General features: G+C 69.2%; 15 protein-coding genes. 5 read left to right on the top strand and 10 right to left on the bottom strand.

Annotated features, from left to right (window positions below):
• A complete protein-coding gene (locus ACXAGF_RS19380; RefSeq protein WP_475019005.1) occupies window positions 1–1,263 on the top strand; it encodes a dihydrolipoamide acetyltransferase family protein in 1,263 nt (420 codons plus the stop codon).
• 159 nt (window positions 1,264–1,422) lie between these two features.
• Entirely contained in the window at window positions 1,423–3,426 is a 2,004-nt protein-coding gene (locus ACXAGF_RS19375; protein WP_475019004.1) for a copper amine oxidase, read from the top strand.
• A 103-nt stretch (window positions 3,427–3,529) separates the two neighbouring features.
• Here ACXAGF_RS19375 and qhpR read toward each other — a convergent pair whose 3' ends face one another.
• The 5 genes from qhpR to paaN form a co-directional block, all read right to left on the bottom strand.
• Window positions 3,530–4,528 (bottom strand): AraC-like transcriptional regulator QhpR, encoded by a 999-nt coding sequence (gene qhpR, locus ACXAGF_RS19370; RefSeq protein ID WP_475019003.1) that lies wholly within the window; start codon window positions 4,526–4,528, stop codon window positions 3,530–3,532.
• Between the two features lie 159 nt (window positions 4,529–4,687).
• Window positions 4,688–6,709, bottom strand: a complete 2,022-nt coding sequence (paaZ, locus tag ACXAGF_RS19365; RefSeq protein ID WP_475019002.1) for a phenylacetic acid degradation bifunctional protein PaaZ — start codon at window positions 6,707–6,709, stop codon at window positions 4,688–4,690.
• Between the two features lie 27 nt (window positions 6,710–6,736).
• Window positions 6,737–8,815 (bottom strand): FAD-dependent oxidoreductase, encoded by a 2,079-nt coding sequence (locus tag ACXAGF_RS19360; RefSeq protein ID WP_475019001.1) that lies wholly within the window; start codon window positions 8,813–8,815, stop codon window positions 6,737–6,739.
• Window position 8,816: 1 nt separating this feature from the next.
• Window positions 8,817–10,025 carry a 3-oxoadipyl-CoA thiolase gene (pcaF, locus tag ACXAGF_RS19355; RefSeq protein WP_475019000.1) on the bottom strand — a complete coding sequence of 403 codons (1,209 nt, stop codon included), beginning with the start codon at window positions 10,023–10,025 and terminating at the stop codon, window positions 8,817–8,819.
• A 23-nt stretch (window positions 10,026–10,048) separates the two neighbouring features.
• Window positions 10,049–11,704 carry a phenylacetic acid degradation protein PaaN gene (gene paaN, locus ACXAGF_RS19350; protein WP_475018999.1) on the bottom strand — a complete coding sequence of 552 codons (1,656 nt, stop codon included), beginning with the start codon at window positions 11,702–11,704 and terminating at the stop codon, window positions 10,049–10,051.
• A 126-nt stretch (window positions 11,705–11,830) separates the two neighbouring features.
• On the opposite strand from paaN, the gene paaG reads away from it, so the two are divergent.
• From paaG to paaK, 3 genes are read left to right on the top strand one after another with little or no spacing between them, the layout of a single operon-like run.
• Window positions 11,831–12,616 (top strand): 2-(1,2-epoxy-1,2-dihydrophenyl)acetyl-CoA isomerase PaaG, encoded by a 786-nt coding sequence (gene paaG / locus ACXAGF_RS19345; RefSeq protein ID WP_475018998.1) that lies wholly within the window; start codon window positions 11,831–11,833, stop codon window positions 12,614–12,616.
• A complete protein-coding gene (gene paaI, locus ACXAGF_RS19340) occupies window positions 12,613–13,044 on the top strand; it encodes a hydroxyphenylacetyl-CoA thioesterase PaaI (protein WP_475018997.1) in 432 nt (143 codons plus the stop codon). The genes paaG and paaI overlap by 4 nt, the downstream gene beginning before the upstream one ends.
• A 59-nt stretch (window positions 13,045–13,103) precedes the next feature.
• Entirely contained in the window at window positions 13,104–14,432 is a 1,329-nt protein-coding gene (gene paaK, locus ACXAGF_RS19335) for a phenylacetate--CoA ligase PaaK (protein ID WP_475018996.1), read from the top strand.
• 281 nt (window positions 14,433–14,713) lie between these two features.
• Here paaK and paaE read toward each other — a convergent pair whose 3' ends face one another.
• The 5 genes from paaE to paaA all read right to left on the bottom strand — a co-directional run bounded on the left by paaE (window position 14,714) and on the right by paaA (window position 18,547).
• Window positions 14,714–15,850: a 1,2-phenylacetyl-CoA epoxidase subunit PaaE gene (paaE, locus tag ACXAGF_RS19330; RefSeq protein ID WP_475018995.1), complete on the bottom strand. Its 1,137-nt coding sequence runs from the start codon at window positions 15,848–15,850 to the stop codon at window positions 14,714–14,716.
• Window positions 15,851–15,863: 13 nt separating this feature from the next.
• On the bottom strand, window positions 15,864–16,403 hold the full coding sequence (paaD, locus tag ACXAGF_RS19325) for a 1,2-phenylacetyl-CoA epoxidase subunit PaaD (RefSeq protein ID WP_475018994.1): 540 nt from the start codon (window positions 16,401–16,403) through the stop codon (window positions 15,864–15,866).
• Window positions 16,403–17,176 (bottom strand): 1,2-phenylacetyl-CoA epoxidase subunit PaaC, encoded by a 774-nt coding sequence (gene paaC, locus ACXAGF_RS19320; RefSeq protein ID WP_475018993.1) that lies wholly within the window; start codon window positions 17,174–17,176, stop codon window positions 16,403–16,405. Before paaC ends, paaD begins: the two co-directional genes overlap by 1 nt.
• An 85-nt stretch (window positions 17,177–17,261) precedes the next feature.
• The gene (gene paaB, locus ACXAGF_RS19315) at window positions 17,262–17,546 is read right to left on the bottom strand and encodes a 1,2-phenylacetyl-CoA epoxidase subunit PaaB (protein ID WP_475018992.1); all 285 of its coding nucleotides are present in this window, start codon (window positions 17,544–17,546) and stop codon (window positions 17,262–17,264) included.
• A gap of 14 nt (window positions 17,547–17,560) precedes the next feature.
• Window positions 17,561–18,547 (bottom strand): 1,2-phenylacetyl-CoA epoxidase subunit PaaA, encoded by a 987-nt coding sequence (paaA, locus tag ACXAGF_RS19310; RefSeq protein ID WP_475018991.1) that lies wholly within the window; start codon window positions 18,545–18,547, stop codon window positions 17,561–17,563.
• Window positions 18,548–18,564: the final 17 nt, after the last annotated feature.

The raw sequence follows: 18,564 nt of genomic DNA, 5'->3' as shown, positions 1-18,564 counted from the left end.
ATGGCCGTGCTGATGGATGTTCTCGCCCCGCTCGAGCAGGAAGGAACGAAGGCGGTCGTGCGCGCCTGGCTGAAGAAGCCGGGCGAGGCGGTCGCCGCCGACGACCCGCTGGTGGAGCTGGAAACGGACAAGGTGACGCAGGAGGTGCCGGCGCCGGGCGCCGGCGTGCTGGCGGAGATTTTACTCGAGAGCGGCGAGAACGCCGGTCCCGGCGCGGTGCTGGGGCGCATCCGCACCGAGGCGAAGGTCCGTGACGCACCGCCGGCCGCACGTCCGGCCGCCGCGGTGACGCCGGCGGTGCCGGACATCATGCGCTATTCGCCGGCGGTGCGCCATGCCGCGCTGCAATACGGCATCGATCCGGCCACCGTTACCGGCTCCGGCAAGAACGGGCGGGTGACGCGCAGCGATATCGAGGCGGCGTTCGCCGACCGCGCGAAGACCGAGAAAGCCGAGGCCGCGACCAGCGCGACAGGGATCGCCGAGGCAGTGGCCGGACGGACCGAGGTCCCGTCCGCACCGTCCCGCCCGCTCCCCTTGACGCCGCCGGATCGGCCGGGCGAAGGCGGCAGCCGCGCGGTGCCGCACACGCCGATGCGGCTTGCAATCGCCGAGAACATGCTGAATTCGGTCACGGTCGCCCCGCATGTGACGGCGGTGTTCGAGGCCGACTTCAGCGCGATCATGCGACACCGCGAGCAGAACAGGGCCAGGCTCGCGGGCGAGGGCATCAGCCTTTCCTACACCGCCTACGTCGTTGCCGCCGCCGTTGCCGCCATGCGCGCCGTGCCGGAGATCAACAGCCGCTGGCATGCCGATCACCTGGAGATGTTCGGCGATGTCAACATCGGCGTCGGCACCGCGCTCGGCGACAAGGGGCTGGTCGTACCGGTCATCCGCCGCGTGCAGGACCTGTCGCTTGCCGGTATCGCCGCACGGCTGCAGGACATCACCGGCCGCGCCCGCAGCGGTGCGCTGAAGCCCGAGGACATGCGCGGCGGCACCTTCACCATCTCCAATCATGGCGTGTCGGGCTCGCTGTTCGCCTCGCCGATCATCATCAGCCAGCCGCAGACCGCCATCCTCGGCGTCGGCAAGCTCGAAAAGCGCGTCGTCGTGCGCGAGGTCGACGGCGCCGACGCGATCCAGGTGCGGCCGATGGCCTATGTGTCGCTGACGATCGACCACCGAGCGGTCGACGGCCACCAGACCAACCTGTGGCTGTCCCACTTCGTCGAGGCGCTGGAAACCTGGCCGGCGTGAGCGCTCCGGCGGCGAGCCGGCCGTCAACAAGGCATGGATTGCCTGCAGGACGCCAACTTGGCCGGAAATGCCAAACCGCGCCGCTTTCGCCTCGCTAGACTTGTGGCGTGCCCGGGCCGGTGTTCCCGAGCGTACCAACAAGTCCAGAGGGAAATCACCATGCCGAAATTGTTCAAGCATTGCGCGGGCCGGCTGCTGGCGGCCGCCGTGACCACCGCCGCGGGCAGCGGCGCGGCCCTGTCGCATCCGCTCGACGGTCTCTCCCCCGCCGAGATCACCGCCGTCGTCCAGATCCTCAAGGAGGACGGCAAGACCGACGCCGACAGCCGCTTTCCGCTGATCGAACTGAAGGAGCCGGCCAAGGAGGCCGTGCTGGCCTGGAAGGACGGCGATCCGGAGGACCGGCGCGCCGTGGTCAACGTCAAGACGGCCAAGGGCGTGTTCAAGGGCGAGGTCGATATCACCGGCAAGACGGTGGTCGCGTGGGAGCCGGTGACCGGCGAGCCGATGCTGCTTCTGGAAGAATTCCTCGGCGCGATGAACCTGGCGCTGGAGAACCCGGATTTCATCGCGGCGCTGGCCAAGCGCGAGCTGAAGCCGGAGCAGGTGTTCTGCCTGCCGCTGACGGCCGGAGCCTTCGGCACGCCGGAGGAAGCCGGCAAACGGCTGATGAAGGTTCCCTGCTACGTCAACCCGGACCAGAGCAACTTCTATGCAAGGCCGGTCGAAGGCCTGTTCGCCACCGTCGACCTTGCCGGCCAGAAGGTCGTCGAGGTGGTCGACACCGGCGTCGTGCCGGTGCCGAAAGACGGATGGGGTTACGTTCAGGACGAAATCAACGGGCGCACGGACATGAAACTTGCCGAGCCGATCAAGGCGGCATCGCTTTCCCAGCCTGACGGCGCGAACTTTTCCGTCACGGGCAGCCTGGTCAACTGGGACATGTGGAGCTTCCGCTGGCGCGTCGACAAGCGGCCGGGCGTCGTGCTTTCGCAAGTCACCGCCAACGACGGCAAGGGACCGCGTTCGGTGCTCTACCAGGCCCATCTTTCCGAGGTGTTCGTGCCCTACATGGATCCGACCGAGGGCTGGTACTGGCGTACCTACATGGACAGCGGGGAATACGGCTTCGGCATCTTCCTCAGCCCGCTGACGGCCGGCGTCGACTGCCCGGCCTATGCGACGTTCCTGCCGGCCACGGTCCACGCCGACGACGGCTCGCCGGTCGAGATCCCGAACGCGCTGTGCGTGTTCGAGCGCAACATCGGCGATCCGGCCTGGCGCCACTACGAGATCTTCGCGCAGACGCCCGAGGCGCCGGTGCCGGCCGAGGGACGCCCGGCGACAGAGCTGGTCGTGCGGTCGGTCTCGGAGGTCGGCAACTACGACTACCTGCTCGACTACGTGTTCCAGCAGAACGGCACGATCCGGGTGATGATCGGCGCGACCGGCCTCGACGCGGTCAAGGGCGTCGCCTCGACCTCGATGAAGGACGCGACGGCGGCCGAGGACACGAGATACGGCACGCTGATCGCGCCGAACCTCGTGGCGCCGAACCACGACCACTTCTTCAACTTCCGCTTCGACTTCGACATCGACGGGCAGCAGAACATGTTTGCCCGCACCGCACTCGTCGCCGCCACGGCGCCGGAAGGCACGCCGCGCCGGACCTTCTGGGAAACGAAGGACGAAATGCCGATGACGGAGCTGCAGGGGCGCTACAAGGTCAACCCGGCGACGCCTGCCATGTACCATGTGATGAACATGGGCAAGGAGGCCAAGCTCGGCCATCATCCGGGCTATATGATCATGCCGGAAAACAGCGTCGCCTATTCACCGCTCGACGTCGTCAACGACCCGCCGGCGCGCCGCAATGCCTATATCGAGTATACGTTGTGGAACACGCCCTATGATCCAGACCAGCGCTACGCTGGCGGCGAGTACGCCTTCCAGAGCGACGGCAAGGACAGCCTGCCGGAATGGGTGAAGCAGGACCGCAGCATCCACGACACCGACATCGTCACCTGGTACACGATGGGCTTCCACCATGTCCCGCACATGGAGGACTGGCCGGTGATGTCGACGATGTGGAGGGGCATCACGCTGATGCCGTACAACTTCTTCGACCATAATCCCGCGATCACGATCCGCAACCCTTCGTGACCGCTCAAGGCGGTTCCGGGCCGGGCGAACGCGCCGGCCCGGCCCGCTCGGCGATCGGGCAGGGCGGCCGAGACAGGTCGCGCCGGTCTCCCTGTTTACGCGCCTAGCGCTGTCGCAAGACGCTCGGTGGCACCCCCTCGGCCCGGCGAAATGCGCGGGTGAAGTCGGATTGCTGGCGATAGCCGAGCCGGCTTGCCAGTTCCATGAACGATAGGTTCGTCTGCACAATCATTTCGCGGGCGTATTCCATCCTGAGCCGCTCGATCTCGCCGCGGAACGACAGGCCCTGCTCCAGCAACCGTCGCCGCAGGGTGCGCGACGACAGCCCCACCATCGTCGCGATCGTCGCCTGGTCGATCTCGCCTTCGCCGATGCGCGACAGCACGGCGAGCCGCAACCGGCCGGCAAGGCACTCGGCCTGCTCCGGCGGCCCGACCGGTTCGTTCGCTTCCGTTCCGGCCGGCCAGTCCGCCCGCAACGGCAGCGACAGCATGGCGGCGGGAAAGGCAAGGATGTTGCTGGCATAGCCGTAGACGCAGGCCAGGCCGAAGGCCGCGTCGAAAGCGTGGCGGCGGCCGCCCGGCTCGTGCTCGAAGACGAGGCTTTCGGGCCGGAAGTCGGGCTCGAAGTAACGGCGGATGACGCCGTCGAAGAATCCGAAGGTGAACTCGACGTCAAAAACGCGCGGCCAGATCGACGGGTCGAGGATGCGGTACTCGATCAGCGCGAGCGAGTCGACGACCGAGAGGCGGATGAGGCTGCCGGACTGTACCTCGTTCATCGTCGCCACGAGCGCCGACAGCACCGTCCCCAGCCGGCTGCCGCGCTCGAAGTGCGGGAACAGCGCCGGCAGCCCCGACGGCACGAAGGCCCGGCCGCACCGCCAGATCCCGGTGGCGTCCGGCAGCGCCCGTCCGGCTTCCTCGAGAAAGCCGACGAACTGGCCCAGGCTGACGGTGGACCCACTGGGCTCGCCGTCGCTTACCGGGCAGCCGGCGCGCCGGCCGATCGGCTCGGGATCGACGCCCCGATGGCGCAGTTGTGCGCCGACGCCGGCAAGGACCCGGCGGTCGATGCGTCCGCTTGCTGCCGCATGCTCCATCGCCATTCCTCCACGCGGATCATGACACGATCTTTGGCATCTGGCGGCAAAGCCCGGATGGCGGGCATCGCCGGTCTCGCCCGAACATGGCGCGGGTTGCCCCGTTCACGCAAGGGCAAAGGCCCGCGCCCATGGCGGCGGTGCCGGCCCCTGCCGCCGTCAGGCGGCGTTGCGCGCGCTCATGGTCAGGAGATCGTAGCGCGCGACCGTTTCGTCGTCCTGGTTGAACACTTCGACGTCCCAGCGGATCTCGCCGTAGTCCGGGCTGCGCGCCGCCTTCTTGTCCTTCACCGTCAGCCGCACCCGGATCGCATCGCCGGGTGAGACCGGCTTGAGGAAGCGCAGGTTGTCGAGGCCGTAGTTGGCCAGCAGCGGGCCCGGCGCCGGATCGACGAACAGGCCGGCGGCAAATGACAGGATCAGGTAGCCGTGCGCCACGCGGCCGGGGAAGAACGGGTTGGCCGCCGCCGCCTGCTCGTCCATGTGAGCGTAGAACTCGTCGCCGGTGAAGCGGGCGAAGTGCTCGATGTCATCGAGGCCGATCGTGCGGGCGGGGGTGGCCACCGTCTCGCCGATCTTCAGGCTTTCGAAGTTCCGCCTGAACGGATGCTCGGGCGTCACCTCCTCGGCGGCGCCCTTGGTCCAGCGTCGGGTGAGCGCGGCGATGCGCTCGGGCGAGCCCTGCAGCGCGGTGCGCTGCATGTAGTGGTACACGCCGCGCAGGCCGCCCATCTCCTCGCCGCCGCCGGCGCGGCCGGGACCGCCATGGACGAGCCCGGGCAGCGGCGAGCCGTGGCCGGTCGATTCCTTGGCGCAGTCGCGGTCGAGCACCAGCACGCGGCCATGATAGGGGGCGATGCCGAAGATCAGCGCCTCGGCGATATCGGCGTCATAGGTGTAGGCGGAGGCGACCAGGCTGCCCTCGCCCTTGCTCACCAGCGTGACCGCCTCGTCCAGCGTGTCGTAGGGCATCAGCGTCGCCACCGGGCCGAAGGCCTCGACCGTGTGGACCGCCTTGGCCGCGAGCGGCTGGTCGCAGTGCAGGAGTACCGGGGCGAAGAAGGCGCCCTCGCCGTCCGGCACCTCGACCTGGCCAAAGGCGATCTCCGCCTCGCCGCGCAACTGGGCGATCGCCGCGACCACCGAGGCGCGCTGCTGCTTGGAGGCGAGCGCGCCCATACGCGTCTCGTCACGGCGCGGGTCGCCGGGAACGGCCTTGGCGAGCGCTTCCGCCAGCGCTTCGGTCACGGCCGTCGCCTGCGCCCGCGGCACCAGCACCCGTCGGATCGCGGTGCACTTCTGCCCCGCCTTGACCGTCATCTCGCGCGCCACCTCCTTGACGAAGATGTCGAACTCGGGGGTGCCGGTCACGGCATCCGGACCGAGGACGGCGGCATTCAGCGAATCCCGCTCGGCGATGAAGCGCACCGCGTTGCGGGAGATCGCCGGGTGGTTGCGCAGCTTCTCCGACGTGTCGGCCGAACCGGTGAAGGAGACGACGTCCTGGCCGGTCAGGTGGTCGAGCAGGTCTCCGGTGGAGCCGGCGATGAACTGCAGTGCTCCCTTCGGCAGGATGCCGCTGTCGACGATCATGCGCACGCAGGCCGCGGCCACATAGGCGGTTGCGGTGGCCGGCTTGGTGATGACCGGAACGCCGGCGAGGATGGTCGGCGCCAGCTTTTCCAGCATGCCCCAGCAGGGGAAGTTGAAGGCGTTGATGTGCACGGCGACGCCGGTCAGGGGCGTCAGGATGTGGCGGGCGACGAAGGTGCCGCCCTTGGACAGGCCCTCGGTCTCTCCCTCGATGACGAAGCGCTCGCTGGGCAGCTCCTTCCTGCCGCGCGAGGCATAGGCGAACAGCGTGCCGATGCCGCCGTCGATGTCGATCCAGTTGTCGCGGCGGGTGGCGCCGGTGTCGAAGGCAAGCTGGTAGAGCTCTTCCTTGTGCTCGTTCAAATGGAGCGCGATCGCCTTGAGCAGGCCGGCGCGCTCGTGGAAGGTGAGCGCGCGCAGCGCCGGGCCGCCAACCGTGCGGGCGTGGCACAGGGCGGCGGCAAAGTCGAGGCCCTCGGTCGAGGCGCGGGCGACGATGCGGCCGTCGATCGCGCTCGGGATGTCGACAAGGCCGCGCTCGGCGGCAAGCCAGCGGTCCTCGACGTAGCTGTTCAGGATGGTGGGCATGGCATGGTCTCCTGTTTGCGCCGCGCCTCAGCGGCGCCACGCGGCAAAGGTTCCGCCCGTGCGGGCCAGTTCGACGAGGAGCGGGGCCGGTTCCGAGCCGACTCCGCCGGCCCTGTGCGCCGCCTCGACCTCCGCGAGGAGGCGCGACAGCCCGGCCTGGTCGGCGGCCCACATCGGCCCGCCCTTGAGGCGCGGGAAGCCGTAGCCGTTGACGAAGGCGAGATCGATGTCCGAGGCGCGCTGTGCAATCCCCTCGGCCAGCACCTTGGCGCCCTCGTTGGCCAGCACGGCGAGGAGCCGGCGCTGGATCTCGTGCGGCGTGAAACGCCGTGCCGGCAGGCCCTTGGCGGCGCGGGCGGCCTCGATCGCCCGCGTGGTGGCGGGATCGACCGATCTCTTGCCTGCGGCGTCATAGGCGTACCAGCCCGCGCCGGTCTTGCGGCCGAGCCGGCCGGCTTCCACCAGCGTGTCGGCGATGGCGACGTAGCGCTCGTCCGGATCGCGCGTGGCGGCGCGGCGCTTCCGCATCGCATGGGCGATGTCGAGGCCGGACATGTCGGAGACGGCAAAGATGCCCATGGCAAAACCATAGGCCTCGAGCGCCGCATCCACCTGTTCCGGCAGGGCCCCGTCCTCGACCAGGTATTCGGCGTGGCGGCGATAGGCCGCGTAGATGCGGTTGCCGACGAAGCCGTCGCAATTGCCGGCAACGACCGGGATCTTGCGGATCGCCTTCGCCAGCGCCAGCGCGGTCGCCAGCGCCTCGGCGCTGGTCCTTTCGCCGCGCACGATCTCCAGCAGCTTCATGACGTTGGCCGGCGAGAAGAAGTGCAGGCCGACCACGTCCTGCGGCCGTTTCGTCACGGCGGCGATCGCGTCGAGGTCGAGATAGGAGGTGTTGGTGGCGAGGATCGTCCCCGCACGGCACAGCGCGTCCAGCCGCCGGAAGATGCCGGCCTTGACCGCCATGTCCTCGAACGCGGCCTCGATGACGAGGTCCTGCTGCGCAAGGACGGCCCAGTCGCAGCCGACCGCCAGCTGCTCAAGTCGCCCGGCCATCGTCTCGGCGCTGATGCGGCCGGCCTTGACCTGGCGGGCATAGAGGCCGCCGATGCGCTCCTGCCCGGCGGCCGCGGCCGCCTCGTCGCGCTCGAGCACGGTGACCGTCAGTCCGGCGTCGGCAAGCGCCACGGCGATGCCGGCGCCCATGGTGCCGGCGCCGATGACGGCGACCCTTGCATGCGGGCGGGCGGCCACGCCGTGCAGGCCCGGCACCTTCCAGGCCTCTCGCTCGGCAAGGAAGAGATGGCGCAGCGCCTTCGCCTCGGCGCTTTCGCGCAGTTGCAGGAAGGCCGCGCGTTCGGCGGCGAGACCTTCGGCAAAGGACGGGTCGCGGGCCGTGCGGATGATCGCGATCACCTCCGCCACCGCCGGCACGCCCTTGGCGCGGGCGATTGCCGCCGCGGTCGCCGCCTCCTCTTCGGCCGGGTCGCCCTCGGGCACCGGCCGTTCGCGCAGGGGCCGCTTTTCCGCCGCCTGCGCCAGCGTGATCGCCGCCGTCAGCAGGTCGCCGTCGACGACGCGGTCGACGATGCCGTGACCCTCGGCCTCGGCCGCCTTCAGGATCCTGCCCTCGCCGATCAGGGTGATCGCCGCCGCCATGCCGGTCAGGCGCGGCAGGCGCTGGGTGCCGCCGGCGCCGGGGATGATGCCGAGCCGCGTTTCCGTCAGGCCGACCATCGCCTCGGGGCTGGCAAGGCGGTGGTCGCAGGCGAGGGCGATCTCCAGCCCGCCGCCCAGCGCCGCCCCGCCGATCGCCGCGACCACGGGCTTGGCAAGCGCGTCGATCGCCGCCACCACGTCGGGCAGGTAGGGCTCGTCCGGCGGCAGCGCCATTTCCTTGAGATCCGCGCCGGCGATGAACCGGCCCGGGCCGCCGGTGATGACGGCGGCGGTGACGCTGTCGTCCGAGGCGATCTCGGTTGCGGCGAAGATCAGCCCTTCGCGCACCGCCTTGGACAGCGCGTTGACGGGTGGATGGTCGATGGCGACGACGGCGACAGCGCCGTGGCGGGTGATGGAAACGGGATGGGCGGGGCTGGTCATGTCACACCCTTTCGATCAGCCCGGCGATCCCCTGGCCGACGCCGATGCACATGGTCGCGATCGCGCGCCTTTGTCCGCGCACTTCCAGGGCGCTGACGGCGGTCATGGCGAGGCGCGCGCCCGACATGCCGAGCGGGTGACCGAGCGCGATCGCGCCGCCGTGCGGGTTGACGTGCTCGGCGTCATCGGCCAGGCCGAGCTGTCGCAGCACGGCGAGCGCCTGCGCGGCGAAGGCCTCGTTCAGCTCGATCACGTCGATGTCGGCAAGCGACAGCCCGGTCTTTTCCAGGAGTTTCCTCGTTGCCGGCACCGGGCCGACGCCCATGATGCGCGGGGCGACGCCGGCACAGACGACAGAGACGATGCGGGCGCGCGGCGTGAGACCGTAGCGCTTGACGGCGGCCTCGGAAGCGATGATCAGGGCGCCGGCGCCGTCATTGACGCCGGAGGCATTGCCGGCGGTGACCGAACCGCCGTCCTTGCGGAATGGGGCCTTCAGCTTGGCCAGTTGCTCGATCGTGGTGTCGGGGCGCGGATGTTCGTCGGCGCTGACGGTGGTGACCGCGCCCTTCCTGCCGGCGACCTCGATCGGTGCGATCTCGCGGTCGAAGAAGCCGGTCTCCTGCGCGACCTTGGTGCGCTGCTGCGAACGGTAGGCGAAGCGGTCCTGGTCCTCGCGCGGGATCGAAAAGTCGGCTGCGACGTTCTCGGCGGTTTCCGGCATCGAGTCGACGCCATACTGCGCCTTCAGCAGCGGGTTGACGAAACGCCAGCCGATGGTGGTGTCGAAGATCTCCGCCTGGCGCGAAAAGGCCGCGGTCGCCTTGCCCATGACGAAGGGCGCGCGTGTCATGCTCTCGACGCCGCCGGTGATCACCAGCTCGGCGTCGCCGGTCCTGACAGCGCGTGCCGCCATGCCGACGGCGTCGAGCCCCGAGCCGCACAGCCGGTTGATGGTGGTGCCCGGCACGGTTGCCGGCAGGCCGGCGAGCAGCACGGCCATGCGCGCCACGTCGCGGTTGTCTTCACCCGCCTGGTTGGCGCAGCCGAAGATGACGTCGTCCACCGCCTCCCAGTCGACTCGCGGGTTGCGCTCCTTCAGCACGCGCAGCGGATGGGCGGCGAGGTCGTCGGCGCGAACGTCCTTCAGCGCGCCGCCATAGCGGCCGATCGGCGTGCGGGTGAAATCGCAGATAAAGGCTTCCGGCATGAAATCCTCCTTGAAAATGCGGTTCAGTCCGCCGCCGGCCGGCGGACGCAGACGACACGGAAGCGCTCGGCGACATAGGCCGTGTCGGTCAGGCAGGCGCTGCCGGCGGGGTTGGCGCCGGTGACGTGGAAGTCGCTGAAGGCGGCACTCTGGTTGACATAGATGCCGCCGGTCAGGTTGACCGAGAGCGGAACGCCGGCCCGCGCATAGAGCCCGGCCGCCCGGTCGATCAGCGCGCCGTCGCGGCTGTAGAGGGCGGCGGTAATGCCGCCCCTGGTGCGGGCCGCGTGCGTGGCGCGGTCGATTGCGTCATGCGTGTCGCTGCAGGATACCACGAAGCTGATCGGCCCGAACTGCTCCTGAAGGTAGGCCGCCTCGCTGGCCGCCGCGACAGCAAGCAGCAGCGGCGTCGCCGTGCGCGCGCCCGGCAGTCCGGCGACCGGGTTGCTCGGGCGCACGACCCGGCCGAGGCCGGCGGCCCTCGCGACCCGCTCGAGCGTCTCCGGGTTCTGGATCGCGCCGCAGACGGCGGCGGCGCGCTGCGGATCGGCCAAAAGGGCGTCGATGGCTGCGCCGATGGCGGTGGCGACCTCGTCGAAGCTCTTGTGTCCCTCGTCGGTGTCGATCCCGCCTTGCGGAACGAAGATGCTCTGCGGCGTCGTGCACATCTGGCCGCTGTAGAGCGACAGCGAGAAGGCGATGTTCTCGCACATGGCCGAGAATTCGTCGGTGCCGTCGATGACGATGGTGTTGACGCCGGTCTCTTCGGTGAAGACCGGCTTGCGCTCGACATGCTCGCGCAGCCAGCGGCCGAACGTGGCCGAACCGGTGAAATCGACGAGCCCCACCGCCGGATGCACGGCGAGCGTCGGCGCAGCCGGCGCGTCGGCCGTGTCGACCGCGAGCTGGACGACGTCGGCGTCGAAGCCCGCCTCGGCCAGCACCTCGCGGGCGATCTTCACGGTGATGGCCAGCGGCAGGATCACCGCCGGATGCGGCTTTACGATCACCGGATTGCCGGTGACGAGGTCGGCAAACAGCGCCGGATAGCTGTTCCAGGTCGGGAAGGTGGCGCAGGCGATGACGAGGCCGATGCCGCGCGGGACGAGGCGGAACTCCTTCTGCAGCCGGATGACGCTGCGCCCGACCGGCTTGTCCCAGGCGACGGACCCTTGCGGGATCTTCGTCATTTCCCTGTACGCGTACGCGACCGCCTCCAGCGCCCGGTCCTGCGCATGCGGGCCGCCGGCCTGGAACGCCATGGCGAAGGTCTGGCCGGTCGTGTGCTCGACCGCGTGCGCGATCAAGAAGGAGGCGCGGTTGAGGCGGGTGATGATTTCCAGGGCCACGCCGCAACGGGCCTCGACGCCCGCCTGCGCCCAGCCGGCTGCGGCGCCGGAGCCGCGCGCGACCAGCCGGTCTATACCGGTGCGGGGATAGGTGATGCCGAGTGCGCGACCGAAGGGCGAGGTCTCGCCGCCGACCCAGCCGTCGTCGGCGTCCTGGCCGAGCGCGAACGGTTTGCCGCACAGCGCCTCGAACGCTGCCGTGCCCGCGGCCGGCGGGCCCTCGCCATAGCTGCGCGGGACCTCAGAGAACGCGCTCCAGAAGCCGCGCGCGTCGATGGCCTTTTCCGCATCGGCCAGGAGGCCGTGATGCTTCTCGAACAGTCCGGTCATGCTATCCTCCACCTTCGGCCCCGGCACTGTTCCGGCCAGTTGACACGGGGTCGAATTCGGCTAATTATTAACCGAACGATCGGTCAATTCAAGTGAAACTTGCCGGCCGGGCGAAGGGAGGAGAACGTGACGTCGACGATCAAGGTGGACCGGCGCGAGGGCTGGACCGCGATCGCGCTGAACCGGCCGGACCGGCTCAACGCCTTCAACGAGGACATGCACCGCGCGCTCGCCGCCGCGCTGGAGGAGACGGCCGACGCGCGCTGCCGCGCCGTGCTGCTCACCGGCGAGGGACGCGGCTTCTGCGCCGGGCAGGACCTGTCCGACCGCGTCGGCACCGACGGTCCGCCCGACCTCGGCCATACGATCGAGACCTTCTACAATCCGCTGGTGCGGCGGTTGCGCAGCCTGCGCAAACCGGTCGTCTGTGCCGTCAACGGCGTTGCCGCCGGCGCCGGCGCCAACATCGCCCTTGCCTGCGACATCGTGCTTGCCGCCCGCTCGGCCCGCTTCATCCAGTCCTTTGCCCGGATCGGTCTCGTGCCGGATTCGGGCGGGACCTTCTTCCTGCCGCGGCTGATCGGCGAGGCGCGCGCCAAGGCGATGGCGCTGACGGCCGAGCCGCTCTCGGCCGAACAGGCGGAAGCCTGGGGCCTGATCTGGAAGGTGTATGACGACGACCGGCTGATGGCGGAGGCCGAGGCGCTCGTCGCCCACCTCGCCAAGCAGCCGACCCAGGGGCTGGCCCTCATCAAGGAGGCGATGCAGGCTTCCAGCGCCAACGACCTCGACACCCAGCTCGACCTCGAGCGTGACCTCCAGCGTCGCGCCGGCCGCACGCCGGACTATGCCGAGGGCGTCAGGGCCTTCATGGAAAAGCGCCCGGCCGTTTTCACGGGGCAAGCGGAATGACCGGCGCCGAGCTTGCCCGGCTATCGGCGCAGACGATGTGGGAGAGCGACCGCGCCAGTCAGGGACTGGGCATGGAGGTCGTTTCGGTCGGGCCAGGTAAGGCCACGCTGACGATGACGGTTGGGGAGGCGATGACCAACGGCCACGGCACCGCCCATGGCGGCTTCATCTTCGCGCTCGCCGACAGCGCCTTCGCCTTTGCCTGCAACTCCTACGGCGAGACGACGGTCGCCGCCCATTGCAGCATCAGCTACATCCGCCCGGGGAAGTTGGGAGATTGCCTGGTGGCGGAGGCGCGGGAGGTGTCGCGGGCGGGACGGTCCGGGATCTACGACGTGCGCGTCAGCGCCGGCGGCGTGACGATTGCCGAATTCCGCGGCCACTCGCGCAGCCTCGGGCGCGCGTTTGTCGCAACGGACGGAGCGTAAGCCGGCGGGGACGCATGATCAGCCTGGAGGACAGGCCCGAGACGGAGGAGAACGTGACCATGAGATTCCCCAACATCCAGTCGAGCCCGGAACTGGCCGCCGGCCTGGACGAGAACGAGCGCGCCTCGCGCGACCGCATCCAGTCGCTGCAGCGCGAGCGCCTTGCCTGGTCGCTGCGCCACGCCTACGAGAACGTGCCGTTCTACAGGCAGAAGTTCGACGCCGCCGGCGTGCATCCCTCCGACTTTCGCGACCTCTCCGACCTCGCCCGCTTTCCCTTTACCGTCAAGCAGGATCTGCGCGACAACTATCCCTACGGCCTGTTCGCCGTGCCGAAGGAAAAGCTCGCCCGCGTCCACGGGTCTTCCGGCACCACCGGCAAGCCGATCGTCGTCGGCTATACCCGGTCCGACATCGACATGTGGGCGGACGTCATGGCCCGCTCGATCCGCGCCGCCGGCGCACGCCCGGGCATGATGGTGCATGTCGCCTATGGCTATGGCCTGTTCACCGGCGGCCTCGGCGCCCATTACGGCGCCGAGCGGCTCGGCTGCACCGTCGTGCCGATGTCGGGCGGCATGACCGAACGACAGGTACAACTGATCACCGACTTCAAGCCGGACGTGATCATGGTCACGCCGAGCTACATGCTGGCGCTGCTCGACGGCTTCCGCAAGGCCGGCATCGACCCGCGCGCCAGCTCGCTGAAATTCGGCATCTTCGGCGCCGAGCCCTGGACCAACGCCATGCGGCAGGAGATCGAACTGGCCTTCGACATGCAGGCCACCGACATTTACGGCCTGTCCGAGGTGATCGGCCCCGGCGTCGCCCAGGAATGCGTCGAGACCAAGGACGGGCTGCATGTCTGGGAGGATCATTTCCTGCCGGAGATCATCGACCCGGAGACCGGCGTGCCGGTTGCAGACGGCGAATATGGCGAGCTGGTATTCACCTCGCTCACCAAGGAGGCCTTCCCGATCATCCGCTACCGCACCCGCGACCTGACCCGCCTGCTGCCGGGCACCGCCCGCCCCGGCATGCGCCGCATGGAGAAGGTCACGGGCCGCTGCGACGACATGATCATCCTGCGCGGCGTCAATGTCTTTCCGAGCCAGATCGAGGAGGCGCTGCTCGCCACCGACTGGTGCGCCGGCCACTTCCAGATCGAGCTGTCTCGCGACGGCCGCATGGACAAGATGACGGTGCTGGCCGAGGCGCGGCAGGAGCACTGGGACGGCGAGGGCCTGCAGCAGCACGCGCAAAGGCTGGTCGAGCGCATCAAGGAGACCATCGGCATCTCGACCGCGGTGCTGATATCGGCGCCCAACACGGTCGCCCGTTCCGAGGGCAAGGCCAAGCGCGTCATCGACAAGCGTCCGAGGGAGTGACCGCCCGTCGGTCGAAGCCAACAAGGCCGGCTGGATCAGCCGGCCTTTTCGTTTGATGCCGGTTCGGTCCAGCTCATCCCCCTCGACCTGACCGGGTGGGCTGGCGCTCGCGCGGCGTATGATCGCTCTTTCCGCAAAGCGATGCGCGGGCTGGACGCCGGATCAAACCGGGTCGGGAGGCCTGGCAGCGGGTCCATGCGAAGGAGCGGTTCGCGGAAATAACGCCAATCCCGCGCATGGGCGCAGGGCGAAGGACAGGGCCGGTCGTCGACCGGCGCTACTCACATCTGGTCGAAATCGACGACGACGCGGGCGCTCTTCGGGTGAGCCTGGCAGGTCAGCACGAAGCCGGCCTCCAGTTCCCAGGGCTCGAGCGAATAGTTGACCTCCATCGGCGCCTCGCCCTCGACCAGCTTGGCGCGGCAGGTCGAGCACATGCCGCCCTTGCAGGCGAACGGCAGGTCCATGCCGGCGCGCAGCGCCGCATCGAGCACCGATTCGCCCTCGGCGACCGGCACCTCGCGCCGCTTGCCGTCGACCGTCAGCACCGCGGTATGAGCCGGCGGCGCGTCGGGCGCGACCTTGACCGGCGCGCGCGGCCGGCCGTTGAAGACGGAGACGAAGCGCTCGGTGTGGATCCGGTCTGCGGCGATGCCGACGTCCTTCACCGTCGCCTCGAGCTCGTCGATCATGCCGGTCGGGCCGCAGATGAAGACATGGTCGACCATCGCCGCCGGCACCATCGCCGACAGCAGCACCCGCGCCTTGGCGCCGTCGAGCCGGCCGTTGAGCACCGAGATGTCCTGCTCCTCCTTGCTCAGCACGTGGAACACCGCGAGCCGGTCGAGGAAGCGGTCTTTCAGCTCCTCCAGCGCGCCGCGGAACAGCATGTCGCCGGTCGAGCGGTTGCCGTAAAACAAGAAGAAGCGGCTGTCGGGCTCGGTCTCCAGCACGCCGCGCATGATCGACAGGATCGGCGTGATGCCGGAGCCGGCGGCAAAGCCGACATGGACTCGGCCGTTGCCGGGCGCATTGGCGAGACCGAAACGGCCGGTCGGGGTCATCACCTCCAGCTCGTCGCCGGCCTTGAGCGTGTCGTTGATCCAGTTGGAAAAGACGCCGTCGTCGAGCCGTTTGATCGCCACCCGCAACTCGCCGTCCCGCGGTCCGGAACAGATCGAGTAGGAGCGGCGCAGGTCCTCGCCGTCGACGCTGCCGCGCAGGGTCAGGTACTGGCCGGGCGCGAAGCGGTAATCGCCGGACAGGGCCGGCGGCACGTCGAAGGCGACGGAGACGGCGTGGTCGGTCTCGCGCGCCACGTCGGCGACGCGCAGTCGGTGGAAGCGCGGGGCGTGCTGCGGGGCCGAGGTGGGCGCGTGCGCCTGCGCGGCGGTGGTGGCTTGCTGGGAAACGGGCATCCGGATCACCTCGTCAGTGGCATTTGAAGTAGTCGAACGGCTCGCGGCAGTCCTCGCAGCGCCACAGCGCCTTGCAGGAGGTCGACCCGAACTCGGCGAGCCGCGCGGTATTCTTCGAGCCGCAAAGAGGACATTCGACCTCGTCGGTACCGAACAGGGCGCCGCGGCCGGCGCGCCTGTCCGCCGGCGGCGCGATGCCGTAGGCCTTCAGCTTGCGCCGGCCCGCAGCCGTCATCCAGTCCGTCGTCCAGGCCGGCGACAGCACCGTCGCCACCCGCACCCGGTCGAAGCCGGCGCGGGCCAGGGCCAGCTCCAGTTCCACCGCGATCATGTTCATCGCCGGGCAGCCGGAATAGGTCGGCGTGATCACCACCTCGAGCGCGCCGTCCGCGGCGATCCTGACGTCACGCAGCACGCCGAGGTCGTCGATCGACAGCACCGGGATCTCCGGGTCGGACACGGTCGCAGCCGCCGCGCGGGCACGGGCCAACAGCGCGTCCCGGCCCGCCGGCGAATGAGCCGCCGGCCGCGGCGAAGCCCCGCGCCCGGCCATCACCACACGGCCCCCGGGATGGTGTGCTGGATGTGCTGCAACTCGGTCAGAAGATGGCCGAGGTGCTCGCTGTGGCGACCGCTGCGGCCGCCCCGCTGCATCCAGCCGTCGTCGGGAATGGAAAGCGTGGCCGCGTCAAGCACCGCCTTGACGTCGGTGCGCCACTGGTCGCGCAGGCGCGAAAGATCGACGGCAATGCCCGCCTGCACCAGTTCCATCTCGGCGGCGTCCATCTCGAACAGTTCGCCGGTATAGGGCCAGAGTTCGTCGAGCGCGGCGGCGATGCGGGCATGGCTCTCTGCCGTGCCGTCACCGAGCCGGATCACCCACTCGGCACTGTGACGCACGTGATAGGCCATCTCCTTCTCGCTCTTGGCGGCGATCGCCGCCAGCGTCTCGTCCGTCGAGCCCATCATCGCCCGCCAGTAGAGATCGGCGAAGCTGGCATAGAGGAACTGGCGCAGGATGGTACGGGCGAAGTCGCCGTTCTCCTGTTCCACCAGCAGCAGGTTGCGATAGCCGCGCTCGTCGCGCCAGTAGGCGAAATCGTCCTCGCCGTGGCCCGCGCCCTCCGTCTCACCGGCGTAACCGTAGAGCGAGCGGGCCTGGCCGATCAGGTCCAGCGCCATGTTGGCGAGCGCCATATCTTCCTCCATCATCGGCGCGTGGCCGCACCATTCCGACAGGCGGTGGCCGAGGATGAGGGCGTCGTCTGCGCGGCGCAGCGTGTAGAGTACGAGCGGCGTCTCGTTGACGTGGATGGTCTTCGCCATGGGGTCCTCCAAGGGCGTGCGCACGGCGTCTTCCTCCGACGCAGCCGGATCGTCACATGCAGATGCGGTTCAGGTAAGCCCAGGCCTACATGTGTCCCACTTCGTCCGGCACGTCGTAGAACGTCGGATGGCGGTAGATCTTCGACGCCGTCGGCTCGAACATCATGCCCTTGTCAGCCGGGTCGGAGGCGGTGATCGCGTTCGATGGCACCACCCAGATCGACAGGCCCTCGCCGCGGCGGGTGTAGACGTCGCGCGCCGCCTGCAGCGCGAGCGTCGCGTCGGCCGCGTGCAGCGAGCCGACATGCTTGTGCGCCAGCCCGTTGCGTGAGCGGATGAAGACCTCCCAGAGCGGAAATACGTCCTTCATGTGCAAGTTCCTCCTCAAGCCGCCGCCTTGCGGGCGCGGCGTTTCTCGGCATGGGCAAGGGCGGCCTCGCGCACCCAGGCGCCCTCGGCATGGGCCTTGTTGCGGGCCGCCAACCGGTCGCGGTTGCAGGGGCCGTTGCCGGCGATCACCTGCTTGAACTCGTCCCAGTCGATCTCGCCGTATTCCCAGTGCCCGGATTCGTCGTTGAACCTCAGCGCCGGGTCGGGCAGCGTCAGTCCGAGGTACTGCGCCTGCGGAACGGTGGCGTCGACGAACTTCTGGCGCAGTTCGTCATTGGAGAAGCGCTTGATCTTCCAGCGGGTGGACTGGTCGGAGTGCTGGCTGGCCGCGTCTGGCGGGCCGAACATCATCAAGCACGGCCACCACCAGCGGTTCAGCGCGTCCTGCGCCATCTGCTTCTGCTCTGAATTGCCCTGGGCCAGCGTCACCATGATCTCGTATCCCTGGCGCTGGTGGAAGGACTCCTCCTTGCAGACGCGGATCATCGCCCGGGCATAGGGCCCGTAGGAGCAGCGACAGAGCGGGATCTGGTTCATGATCGCCGCACCGTCGACCAGCCAGCCGATCGCGCCGATGTCGGCCCATGTCAGCGTCGGGTAGTTGAAGATGGAGGAATACTTCGCCCGGCCGGTCAGGAGCTGGTCGACCAGTTCCTCGCGCGAGGTGCCAAGCGTCTCGGCGGCGGCGTAGAGATAGAGGCCGTGGCCGCACTCGTCCTGAACCTTGGCCAACAGCGCGGCCTTGCGCCGCAGGGAGGGGGCGCGGGTGATCCAGTTGCCCTCGGGCAACATGCCGACGATCTCGGAATGGGCGTGCTGGGAGATCTGCCGGGTCAGCGTCTTGCGATAGGCCGCCGGCATCCAGTCGTTCGGCTCGATCCGGTCCTCGGCATCGACGCGCGCCTGAAACGTTTCCATGCGGGCCGCGTCCTCGGCCTCGCGATCGCTGTCCGGATTGGCGTTGAGAGCTTGGGTGTACATCGCGTCCTCCCTCGATG

The sequence above is a fragment of the Mycoplana sp. ABR4_002 genome, assembly GCF_056159645.1.
This window is presented reverse-complemented; position numbering and strand designations above follow the sequence as displayed.